This window comes from Actinokineospora sp., assembly GCF_050699995.1.
In the GTDB taxonomy this organism is placed as follows: domain Bacteria; phylum Actinomycetota; class Actinomycetes; order Mycobacteriales; family Pseudonocardiaceae; genus Actinokineospora.
Genome location: NZ_JBOHGC010000408.1, coordinates 1 through 10,467, shown reverse-complemented (window position 1 = coordinate 10,467; position 10,467 = coordinate 1). Strand labels below are relative to the sequence as shown.

Annotated in this window: 13 protein-coding genes and 2 pseudogenes; 12 read left to right on the top strand and 3 right to left on the bottom strand. The window is 69.2% G+C overall.

Annotated elements, in window-relative coordinates; all coding sequences use genetic code 11:
• The 9 genes and pseudogenes from ACRDSQ_RS20220 to ACRDSQ_RS20180 all read left to right on the top strand — a co-directional run.
• A pseudogene (locus tag ACRDSQ_RS20220) lies at window positions 1-230 on the top strand (hypothetical protein); the annotation flags it as partial.
• Between the two features lie 8 nt (window positions 231-238).
• Entirely contained in the window at window positions 239-961 is a 723-nt protein-coding gene (locus ACRDSQ_RS20215; RefSeq protein ID WP_431423212.1) for an ESX secretion-associated protein EspG, read from the top strand.
• A 43-nt stretch (window positions 962-1,004) separates the two neighbouring features.
• Window positions 1,005-2,120, top strand: a complete 1,116-nt coding sequence (locus ACRDSQ_RS20210; protein WP_431423211.1) for an ADP-ribosylglycohydrolase family protein — start codon at window positions 1,005-1,007, stop codon at window positions 2,118-2,120.
• Window positions 2,121-2,542: 422 nt separating this feature from the next.
• Window positions 2,543-3,079 carry a YbaB/EbfC family nucleoid-associated protein gene (locus ACRDSQ_RS20205; protein ID WP_431423209.1) on the top strand — a complete coding sequence of 179 codons (537 nt, stop codon included), beginning with the start codon at window positions 2,543-2,545 and terminating at the stop codon, window positions 3,077-3,079.
• An 18-nt stretch (window positions 3,080-3,097) separates the two neighbouring features.
• Entirely contained in the window at window positions 3,098-3,406 is a 309-nt protein-coding gene (locus ACRDSQ_RS20200; protein ID WP_431423207.1) for a type VII secretion target, read from the top strand.
• Window positions 3,403-5,049 carry a glycohydrolase toxin TNT-related protein gene (locus ACRDSQ_RS20195; RefSeq protein WP_431423205.1) on the top strand — a complete coding sequence of 549 codons (1,647 nt, stop codon included), beginning with the start codon at window positions 3,403-3,405 and terminating at the stop codon, window positions 5,047-5,049. The genes ACRDSQ_RS20200 and ACRDSQ_RS20195 overlap by 4 nt, the downstream gene beginning before the upstream one ends.
• Window positions 5,046-5,297: a hypothetical protein gene (locus ACRDSQ_RS20190; protein WP_431423203.1), complete on the top strand. Its 252-nt coding sequence runs from the start codon at window positions 5,046-5,048 to the stop codon at window positions 5,295-5,297. Before ACRDSQ_RS20195 ends, ACRDSQ_RS20190 begins: the two co-directional genes overlap by 4 nt.
• Before the next feature lie 219 nt (window positions 5,298-5,516).
• Window positions 5,517-5,837, top strand: a pseudogene (locus ACRDSQ_RS20185) (endonuclease V); the annotation flags it as partial.
• Window positions 5,838-5,898: 61 nt separating this feature from the next.
• Complete coding sequence (locus ACRDSQ_RS20180) at window positions 5,899-6,036, top strand: endonuclease V (protein WP_431423202.1); 138 nt, start codon at window positions 5,899-5,901, stop codon at window positions 6,034-6,036.
• An 8-nt stretch (window positions 6,037-6,044) separates the two neighbouring features.
• Here the strand turns inward: ACRDSQ_RS20180 and ACRDSQ_RS20175 are convergent, their stop codons facing one another.
• From ACRDSQ_RS20175 to ACRDSQ_RS20165, 3 genes are read right to left on the bottom strand one after another with little or no spacing between them, the layout of a single operon-like run.
• Window positions 6,045-7,460, bottom strand: coding sequence for a M20/M25/M40 family metallo-hydrolase (locus ACRDSQ_RS20175; RefSeq protein ID WP_431423200.1), 1,416 nt, complete (start codon window positions 7,458-7,460; stop codon window positions 6,045-6,047).
• Window positions 7,461-7,501: 41 nt separating this feature from the next.
• Window positions 7,502-7,666, bottom strand: coding sequence for a hypothetical protein (locus ACRDSQ_RS20170; RefSeq protein ID WP_431423199.1), 165 nt, complete (start codon window positions 7,664-7,666; stop codon window positions 7,502-7,504).
• Entirely contained in the window at window positions 7,651-8,241 is a 591-nt protein-coding gene (locus ACRDSQ_RS20165; protein WP_431423198.1) for a hypothetical protein, read from the bottom strand. Before ACRDSQ_RS20165 ends, ACRDSQ_RS20170 begins: the two co-directional genes overlap by 16 nt.
• A gap of 161 nt (window positions 8,242-8,402) precedes the next feature.
• On the opposite strand from ACRDSQ_RS20165, the gene ACRDSQ_RS20160 reads away from it, so the two are divergent.
• The 3 genes from ACRDSQ_RS20160 to ACRDSQ_RS20150 all read left to right on the top strand — a co-directional run.
• Entirely contained in the window at window positions 8,403-8,585 is a 183-nt protein-coding gene (locus ACRDSQ_RS20160) for a DUF397 domain-containing protein (RefSeq protein WP_431423196.1), read from the top strand.
• 59 nt (window positions 8,586-8,644) lie between these two features.
• On the top strand, window positions 8,645-9,499 hold the full coding sequence (locus ACRDSQ_RS20155; RefSeq protein WP_431423195.1) for a hypothetical protein: 855 nt from the start codon (window positions 8,645-8,647) through the stop codon (window positions 9,497-9,499).
• A gap of 312 nt (window positions 9,500-9,811) precedes the next feature.
• A partial coding sequence (locus tag ACRDSQ_RS20150; RefSeq protein ID WP_431423194.1) for a thiamine pyrophosphate-dependent enzyme occupies window positions 9,812-10,467 on the top strand: 656 nt, incomplete at its 3' end.

Genomic DNA, 10,467 nt, shown 5'->3' with positions numbered 1-10,467 from the left:
CAGGTGCGCTCGGCGCCGGTGGCGACCACGGGCCGGGTGGCCGTGGTGGCGCGGCCAGTGCGGGTGGCCGTGGCGGCGGCGCGGGCATGGGCGGCGGCATGGGTGGTGGCGGTCGCGGGCAGGGTGGTGAGGACGAGGAGCACACCCGCGCGTCCTTCCTGCAGGAAGACGACCCTGAGGCGATCTTCGGTACCGACCAGATCACCGCGCCCCCGGTCATCGGGGGCTAGCGGTGAAGGTGGAGCTTTCCGTCACGACCCTGTTCCGGCTGCTGGAGAAGGCGAACCTCGGCGAGCCGCACGTGATCTTCGCGGGCGGGGCGCGGTACCACTCGCCGCGGTTTCAGCAGGAGACCGACGCGCGCTTGCGGCGGGAGTTGGACGCGGCCGGGATCAACGGGCCGCGTGGGGTGGACCCGGCCTTCCTGGACTTGCTCTCGGTGATCCAGCGCGCGGCTGTGGAGTACTTCGGCTACTTCCACGACGCCGAAGGGCCGTACTCGGTGATCACCGCCGCGGCGGGAAGGCAGGCGGTGCTGGCCGAGCGGGTGGAGCACACCATCACCTTCGAGCGGGTCGAGCCCACCAGGCTGCTCGACGCGTTCCTGTTCCGGTTGCCGAACGTGCCCGCCGCGCGTGGTGAGTCGATCTCGGTGCGGCTGTCGGACCTCGACGCGCCCAAGTCGGATGGGTTCGCCCGTCCCGCGGTTCCGCCGCAGGCGCGCAGGCTCCAGGAGCTGATGAAGCAGCCCCGGCTCAGCGGCGCGAAGCTTTACACCGCCAAGCGTGACCAGCGCGGAAAACGTTTGCGGGCCGCGGACTGGATCACCGCGATCGACGTTCAGCAGGGCCGGTGGGCGGTCTACAAGACCAGCCGCGGTGAAAGCTCGGTCACCGCGGTGCCCGGCACTCCGCAGCTCATCGCCACGCGGATGCGCGAACTGCGGGAATCGATCAACTGACCATGCGTCCCCGACGCGAACCGCTCAACTAACCTCTGACGCCGTGGACGGTGATTTCCCGTACGACCGGGTGATTCCGGTCGATCAGTGGCTCGGCTGCCTGCTCGCGGGCGCGGTGGGCGACGCGCTCGGTGGGCCGGTGGAGTTCCTCTCCATCGGAGATATCCGGGCTCGGTTCGGGCCGGACGGCACGACGGGGTACGCCGACGCGTACGGCGGGCGGGGGAAGATCACCGACGACACACAGATGACGCTGTTCACCCTCGAAGCGATGATCCGCGGCCACATCGCGAAGCGGCTGCTGTACTTCGAGCAGCACCCGTCGTCGGTGTTGCAGCACGCCTACCAGCGGTGGCTGCACACCCAGGGCGTGCCGTGGCACAAAGCGGCCGGGTCCTACGCGATGCAAGCCGAGCCGGATGGCTGGCTCATCGGCGAGCGCGACCTCTTCCACCGCCGCGCACCCGGCTCCACGGTGTTGCACGCCCTGGAGGGGTACGCGGCGGGCGCGGAACGCGGGACGCTGTCGCACCGACTCAACGACTCCAAAGGCTGCGGCGCGGTCATGCGCGCCGCGCCATGCGCGCTGTGGTCGGAAGACCCGCTCGACGGGTTCGTCATCGCCGCGCAGGCGGGCGCGCTCACCCACGGCCACCCCAGTGGTTACCTGGCCGCGGGCGCGCTCGCGTTCCTGGTCCACCGCCTGCTCGACGATGCCGACCTGCCCGACGCGATCGCCGACGTCCGCGCCGAGCTGGTCACCTGGGAGGACTCCGCGGAGACGGTGGCGGCGCTTGACGGCGCTGTCGCATTGGCCGAGCGCGGCAGGCCCTCACCGGAGGCGCTCGCGGGCCTCGGCGGCGGCTGGGTCGGTGAGGAGGCACTGGCGATCGGCGTGTGCGCCGCGCTGGCCGCCGACGACCTTGCCGACGGTCTCCTGCTGGCGGTCAACCACTCCGGCGACAGCGACTCGACCGGGTCCATCTGCGGCAACCTCCTCGGCGCGGAGCACGGCGTCGGGGCGATTCCGGCGGACTGGCTGGCCGAGTTGGAACTTCGGGACGTCATCGAACGTCTGGGTAGGGACGCGCTGATCGAGTTCAGCACGCACAACTCGCTAGCGGACCCCGAGTGGCAGGTGCGGTATCCGGCCTGGTGACCGAGAGGGGAAACGTTGACATCCTCCCCGCCGTGAAGGCTAGGGATTCCAACAGCGGACTATCACACAAGGAGGAGCTCGCGTTGAGGTTCACGGTTCACCGGCTCACCCAACGGCGCGCCTCCCCGTGCAGCCACGGCATGCCCTGCCGCGAATCGAATGTTCAGTGCCGCGTTCACATCAGCGTTGCAGGCAAGCCCGCAGGACCGGCAAATGTCCACAGTGCTCCTCCAACACGCGCTCCTGAGCAGGCGTCGGCTGGAGGCGGAACCTGGACATACCGATCAACCTAACGACCACCACCGACAAAACCAGGAGACAGAGTTGAAACCCGACAGCCCAAGACTCACTCGGGTCGTGGTGGGCCGCCCGCACCCGTTACCTGCCCGGCATGATCGCCGGAACGTTCTCGGGAGGTCCTTGTGAACCAGCCGAACTTCGGTGGGGACGGCTACCAGACCGAGCAGGAGATGCGTCGGTGGGCGGCCGCGGTCGAGGAGAAAGCCCAGCGCTACCAGGAGATGCAGGCCGAGGTCGCCCGCGTGTCGGTGACCGAGTCCTCGCGCGACGACGTCGTCCGGGTGACGGTCGACGCGACCGGCGCGGTGACCGATCTCGTGATCAGCGACAAGCACCGCGACCTTGCGGGCGCTGAGCTCTCGACCATGGTCCTGACGACGATGCGCCGCGCCCAGTCGCGGATCACCGACCACGTCGCGGAAGTCATGACCCGAACCGTCGGTGACGATCAGCAGACCGTGGCGACCGTGGTCGATTCATATCGGCAGAGATTCCCGGAACCGGAGCCCGAACCGGAGCGTCCGACCGGAAGCGTTGTCGAGGAGATGCAGCTCGGCGACGTCCCGGAAGACGACCGGCCGCCGACCCGCCGGTCGCGTCCGCGCCCGCCGCAAGACGATGACGACGAGGACTGGGGCGGACCTCCCATCCTGACCTGATCGAAGGAGTCCCCCCCGGTGCCGAACGGATATGACGTCCTGACCGGTGAGTTAGCCGGCCACGCGGGCAGGCTCGACGCCCTGCAGGACCGCCTGGACCAGGCGCTGCAGGCGGCGAGCCAGGTGCACATGGGCACCGACGCCTATGGCGTGATCTGCCAGTTCTTCGTGCCGATCGTGCACTCGGTCAGCGCTCCGGGGGTGGAGGCGATCCGGCAGGCGGCCGAGTCGGTGACCGACACCGCGCAGGGCATCCGCGACAACACGACGTCCTACGACAACGTGGAGCAGGCCAACACGCAGCCCTTCGCGGGCGGTGCGCGATGACCAACCCGCTGATCGCCGAACGCAAGGACTCCACCACCGCCGTCACCGGTATCGGCATCGCCGAGTCGGCGGTGGACATCTACAACGGCGTGCAGAGCGGCTCGTGGGTCGAGGGCGGCCTCGGCGCGCTCGGCGGCGGCCTCGAAGTGCTGTCGCTGGTGCTCGACCCGATCGGCACCCTCGGCCAGTACGCGGTGTCCTGGGTGATCGAGCACGTCGCCCCGCTGCGCGACGCGCTGAACTGGCTGGCCGGGGACGCCGACCAGATCGCCGCCTACGCGCAGACGTGGAAGAACGTGTCGCAGGCCGTCGCGGGGGTCGCGGCGGATTACCGGACCGAGGTCACCAACGGCACCGCGGGCTGGGCGGGCCCGGCGGCCGACGCCTATCGGAACAACGCTGGTCAACAGGGTGAGCACATCACCGCCGCGGGCACGGGCGCGGAGACGATCGGCACGGTCGTCGAGGTCGTCGGCGTGCTGGTCGGCGTGGTCCGCGGCATCGTGCGCGACCTGGTGGCCGAGTGCATCTCGACGCTGCTCATCCGACTCCCGCAGTGGCTCGCCGAACTCGGCCTCACGCTGGGTCTGGCCACGCCGCACGTCGCCGCGTCGGTGGCGGCGCTGGTGTCGAAGTGGGTCGGCCGGATCACCGACATCATCACCAAGCTGACCCGCTCGGTGGAGAAGCTGCGTCCGATCATGGCCAAGCTCGGCGAGATCTGGGAGGCGATCAAGCGCGGCCTGCAGAAGCTGCGCCCCTCGGGCGGCTCCGCGTCCCCGAACGCGCCCGGCACTGTCGGGTCCGCGACCCCGACGACCACGCCATCCGGATCGGCCACCCCGACGACGCCGTCCAGCGCGACCCCGTCGATGCCCAGCGCCACGACGACACCTTCCGGCTCGGCCACGCCGACCACACCGTCGAGCGCCACACCCACCACACCGTCGGGAACCACCACGCCCAGCGGGGCCGCGGACGCGCCGACCACAGCACACACCCCGCCGCCCGATGTCGACCCGACGCCACCGATCAGCCCCCGCGACTACGACGCGGCCGGTCGAACGATCCCGACCAGCCAGTTGCAGCACCCCCACGCGAACCTGATCGACGACGACCTGATCAATCAGGCCAGGGCGAATCCGAATCGAGACTCCATCATCAACACCAACGGCGTTCCGGCTGACCACCCCGCGGTGCGCGACCTCGTGTCCCCGAGTTACGACCCGCACGCCGGGCTGGGCGAGGCGGATTGGAACCAGCAGTACTGGCCGAGCGGCGATACCGGGCGCTATGGCAACCGGATGTTGGAATGGCCCGATGGGGAGGCACATCCCCAAGGCTTCAACACTCCGGAGTCCCGGACGCCGGGTGTCCTGCAGCCCGGCCAGACGATCGACCGGTTCGGCAGCGCGCGCGGCGACTTCGTGTCACCTGCCGACACGCCGTATCCGCAGCGCGGACTGCCGCCGGACAACCTCAACAATGGCTATCACCAGTACGAAGTGGTGCGCCCGCTGCCGGTGTGGGAGGGTCCCATCGCCCCGGCCATGGGCCAGCCCGGTGGCGGCACGCAGTATGTGCTGCCGCACTCCGTGGTCGATTTGATCAACGCCGGATACCTCAGGGAGATCCCGCTGTGAACCTGCAAGCCCTCGGCACCGCGCTGGACGCGCTCGGTATCGAACCCCAGGTCGTCGCGTTGGGTGCTCGTGACGAGCAGTGTTGGAGCATCCTGCCCGACGCCGAAGGTGTGTGGGAGGTGTACTGGTTGGAGCGCGGGCAGAAGAACCACCTGGTCCGACTCCCGTCCGAGTCCGCGGCATGCGAACTGCTGCTGGGCAAGCTCGCCTACAGCGAGTTGGTGGCGGGCCGGGTGCGCCGCGTGTGAGCCCGGCTTTCCGGTCGGGCACCTACGCGGTGATCGACGGCGTGACGCGCCCTGCTTTGTATCCGCACGGTTCCCGCCACGTGGTGTTGCGCGAGAACCGACCGGACAACCCGGACCCGAGCCGCTACGAGTGGGCCGAGGCGCATCGCTGCTGGGTCGCGCACGTTCCGCTGGATCGCGTCGCGCGGGTCTACTCGATCGAGACGCGCGCGACCTGGCATGGCCTGCTCGTGTCCTTGTTCTCGACTCCGACCATCGAGACCGTTTCGGTGCGTTTGGTGGACAGCAGCGACGCCTGCCGAGCAGCTGCGGTTGCAGGACTGCGTTTCACACCGAGCTCCGGATGGATTCACCCCGAAGACGGCGGCGGGCCTGGATGTCCACTACACCGACCGCGGGACCGCGGCAGTGTGCGTGCTCGACCTGGCGACACTGGAGGTCGTCAACCAGGCCGTGGCCGAGGGAGTGGTCGATTTCCCTTACGTCCCAGGCCTTTTCGCCTTCCGCGAGCTGCCGCTGCTACTGCCCGCGCTGGAGAAGCTGTCGGTGATCCCGGACGTGCTGGTGTGCGACGGCCAGGGCGTGGCGCACGCGCGAGGGCGTGAAGCCGGTGTTCGTGTCGGTCGGCCACAAGATCGATATCGAGACCGCGACCGAGCTGGTCCTCACCCTCACGCCGAAGTTCCGCCTCCCGGAGACGACTCGGCGCGCGGACCGGCTCAGCCGCGGTCTCGTTTAGTTTAGCCATCAGCTCCTGGCGTGCGCGTCGAGGATGTGCACGATGGCCTCCGTGACGCGGACGGCGTGGGCGACCTCGAGGGACTCGTCGGGGACGTGGATGTTGCTGTCCGGGCCGACCGCGCCGGTGATGACGAACTGGGCGTCCGGGTAACGCTCGGCGAGCAGGCCCATGAACGGGATTGAGCCACCCATTCCCATGGTGCGCCAAGGGTTTCCGAACACGGTGTCGCTCACACTGTCCAAAGAGGACCGCAGCCACGGGGCCAGTGCGGGCGCGTTCCAGCCGGCTGCCGCTTCCAGCCGGGTGAGTTCGACCTGGGCGCCGTCCGGGACGTCGGTGGTCAGGATCTTGCGTACCGCTTCGAGAGAGGCATCGGCGTCGGCCGTCGGCGGCAGGCGGAAGCTCAAGGTGAGGGTGGTGAACGGCCGCAGCACGTTGCCCGCGTCGGCGGGCTCTGGCATCCCGGACGCGCCGATGATCGACAGGGTCGGACGCCAGCTGCTGTTGAGGAACAGCTCGACCTCGTCGTCGGTCACCGGGCGCACGCCGGGGGCGAAGGGGATCGCGGCGAGGACCGAACCGGGTGCGGACTCCACGGTCGCGCGCAGCTCGGCGAGCCGGTCTTCGGGGATCTCGACGTTCATTTCCGACAGCTTGATCTCGCCGGTCGCCGAGTCCTCGATCCGGTCGAGCAACTGCCGCAGGACTCGGAACGAGCTGGTCACGACCCCGCTGACCGTCCCAGAGTGCTGGCCGACGATCAGCACCCGCACGGTCGCGGTCACCGACGCGAGGCCGCGCAGGGAGGTGGTCAGCCAGAGGCGGTCGTAGTCCATGCCACCGGAGTCGAGGCAGACGACGAGCGAGACGGCGCCGAGGCGGTCGTCGAGGTGTTCGAGGTACGCGGGCAGGTCGGGGCTGCCGGATTCCTCGCTGGTCTCCAGCAGCAGGACGCACCGGCTGTGCGAACCGCCGGACGCGCGCACGGCCTCGATGGCGGCGGTGGCCGCGTAGCCCGCGTAGCCGTCGTCGGAGGCGCCGCGGCCGTAGAGCTTGCCGTCGCGCAGAACCGGGGTCCACGGGCCGAGCCCCTCGGACCAGCCTCCGACGGGCGGCTGCTTGTCGAGGTGGCCGTAGAGCAGCACCGTGCCCTTGTCGACCCCGTCGGTCGCCGGAATGTCGACGAAAAGCAGCGGCGTGCGCTCCGGCAGCCGCAACACCTCGATGGTCGCGCCGGGGATGTTGCGTTTCGCGATCCAGGCCCGCAGGTGCTCGACGGCGGCGTCGAGGTTGCCGTTGGCCACCCAGGCGTCATCGAAGGACGGGGAGAGGGCGGGAATGGCGATGAAGTCCTGGAGGCTGGGCAGGATCTCCGCGTCCCACAGGGTCCGGACGGTCTGCGCCGCTGCTGTCGTGTCCACGACCCGATACTGCCATCAGGCAGCACCGGGCCGTGAACCGCTTACGCGACCTTGAACTCGTAGTGGCGGCCGTTCCAGTACTCAACCGTGCCATCGGCCAGGACCGAGTAGACCTCCAGGTCGTAAAACCCGCTGGCCTGCGGCGTCCAAGTGATCGTCACCGTGCCGTCCGGGCCCAGCGGGACGAAGGTCAGCTCCTGGTCCAAGGCGAAGGCGTACGAGAAGCCGGTGATCTCGGCGGGCCCCGGGACGGGCGTGAAGGTGAACGTCCCCTCGACTCCGACTCCACCGGTGGGCTGGTCGCCGCCGGGGTAGACCTCCGACGCGACGGTGGGCCGCAGTTCCGGGTACTGGTGCCACGCGGCGAGACCCAGCCGCTCGCGCTCCTGCTGCGCACGGTGACGGGGTGCCCGTACACGTTGTCGACCGTGAAGGTGATGGTCGCGGTGCCATCCGGCCCGGCGGCGACCACCCGCGGGTCGCCGTCATCCACGCGGTATTCGAAGTCGACCGTGTCGGAGACTCCGCGTGCCGCGGCGAAGCGCAGAGTGACCTGTTCGCCCCACTTCGGCTGCTCGCCGACCAGGGTGATCAGCGGCTCGCCGGAGGAGATGACGATTTCGTAGTACACCGGCGTCGAGTGGTTGCCCGCCGCGTCCATGGACCGGACGAGCAGCCGCGCGTGACCCCAGTCCCTCGGCGGGGTGAGCGACACCGTGGCGGACCCGCCGGGCGCGTCGGCCCGCACGGTGTTCGGACTGTCGAACGGGTCTGCGCACACGACCTGGCCATACTGCCCCTGGCTGCACCCGGAAACACAAGCCCATCGACACTGGCCGGTTTCAGAAACTCGTTGCTAAGCTGCCGAAGATCGCTTTGGGACCTGCCGATTCGGTGGATTTCATGGCACTCATGGCAGCCGACCACGACCGGGGTTGAGACATGCGGTGGCGGAAATCAAGCTTCAGCACTGACGAAGCCGAGTGTGTCGAGGTCGCCTACGCGGCAGCCGTTCACTTGCGGGATTCCAAGGCTCCCGATGCCGGGCAGCTGCAGGTGCCCGCCGATTCGTGGCATCGCGCGCTGAGGTCTCTTTCAGCTGGGGTCGTGCACTCTCGCCAGTGACGCCGTGGCCGTGAAAGTTCCCGCACACGGTCACGGCCTCACCCGCTACCCTGCCGCGCATGAAGCGCTCCGTGGGTTTCCTTGCCATCGCCTGTCTCGCCCTCACCGCCTGCGGCGAGAAACCCGCCGCCCCCAACGCTTCCCCGAGTTCCGCCGCCCCCAGACTGACTGGTCTCGTCAGCGCGCTCGCCGGTGTCCGGGCGAACGACAGCACCCGTGAGCGGTTCGAGTACGCCGACCTCACCAAGATCAAGCAGCTCAAGGACACCAAGAACTTCGGCATGGTCGGCAGTTCGCAGATCACCGAGTCCCCCAAGAAGCTCAAGGACCTCCTTGCGCTCGACCTCGCCGCGTTCGAGGAGGCCGTCACCGCGGGCAAGGCTCCGGCCGCCGCCGGGCGTTTACGCGGGACGTTCGACAGCGCCGCCGTCGACGAGAAGATCGCGAACAAGGCCGCCAAGCCGGAGGCCTTCTCCGCTGTGCGCGCGACCGGTTCCGAGTTGCTCTACTCGTCGGCCGCTCCTCAGCTCGACTGGTTCGCCCAAGGGGCGGGCAGTCTGGCCGAGGACAAGACCATGGCCGCCCACGCGAACTGCCTGGGCGACGTCGCGGCCGCGGCCATCGGGCCGATCGCCTCCGCCGGGGTGCGGATCGACGGCAAGGACGCGACGACCGACCTCATCTGCCTCAAGGCGCACTCGCCCGAGGACGCGGCCGAGATGAAGATCCAGATCGAGGCCACCCTCAAGAACGCGAAGACCTCCTCGGGCACGCCTTGGTCCCGGGTCGTCCCCAAGCCGGGCGTCGACGTCGTCGGCGACACCGTTCGGATCGTGTCCACCAGCGCCGCCGCGGGCACCGTCATCGCGGCCTTCGCGAAGGGCGACATCGAGCGACTCCCCCTGTTCGAGTGACGCAGGTCACTGCGGGTGCGCGTGGCGGGCACGGAGTGTCCACACGAGCGCGCTGAACTGCTCCGACCGCGCTCCGCTTTGATCCCCTAACGTCGGGGTTCCAAGTGTTTTCCCAGCTCAGCGGCTCGTGATCGACTCGCGATGGGCATACGCCCTTCACCAATCCGGGTAGCTTCGTGTCAGGATGTGGGAGAGAACCGTCAGCGCCGACGGTGACCACCCACCCAATCCGGGTGGCAGGGGTGACCGGCGGCGCGGCTGCATGCCGTCGCCACAAGCGAGTTGTGCGGCCCAGACACGAGGAGAACGCGCATGTCGTCCCCAGAAACGTGGACGCACCCGGAGCCCCGGGAAGGTCCAGCCGCCACCGCTGCCGCACCCACAGCAGAGCAGGTGATCGCGGGTTTGCGAGCGACAAGCGAAGGCGGTCCGGAGCTGGTCCAGCTCCTGACCCCGGAAGGCGAACGGGTCGAGAACCCCGAGTTCGACCGCTACGTCGCGGACGTGACCGCCGAGGACCTGCGCGGGCTGTACCGCGACATGGTCCTTGTCCGCCGCGCCGACCGTGAGGCCAACGCACTGCAGCGCCAGGGCCAGCTCGGCATCTGGGTTCCGCTGCTCGGCCAGGAAGCCGCCCAGATCGGCGCGGGCCGCGCGATGCGCCCGACCGACATGGCGTTCCCGAGCTACCGCGAGCACGGCATCGCGTGGACCAAGGGCATTCACCCCAAGGAGCTGCTGGGCATATTCCGCGGCACCGACAACGGGAGCTGGGACTCGAACGCCACGCGCTTCCACCCGTACTGCATCGTCATCGGCAACCAGGTGCTCAACGCCGCCGGTTACGCGATGGGGCAGCGGTTCGAGGGCAAGGTCGGTGACGACGACGGCGAAGCCACCATGGTCTTCTTCGGCGACGGCGCGACCTCCCAGGGTGACGTGCACGAAGGCTTCGTGTGGGCCGCGGT

Excerpts from the sequence above, each read along its gene's own strand:
- ACRDSQ_RS20195 (WP_431423205.1), top strand. The coding sequence starts at position 3,403 with ATGACCAACCCGCTGATCGCCGAACGCAAGGACTCCACCACCGCCGTC.
- ACRDSQ_RS20160 (WP_431423196.1), top strand. The coding sequence starts at position 8,403 with ATGCGGTGGCGGAAATCAAGCTTCAGCACTGACGAAGCCGAGTGTGTC.
- ACRDSQ_RS20155 (WP_431423195.1), top strand. The coding sequence starts at position 8,645 with ATGAAGCGCTCCGTGGGTTTCCTTGCCATCGCCTGTCTCGCCCTCACC.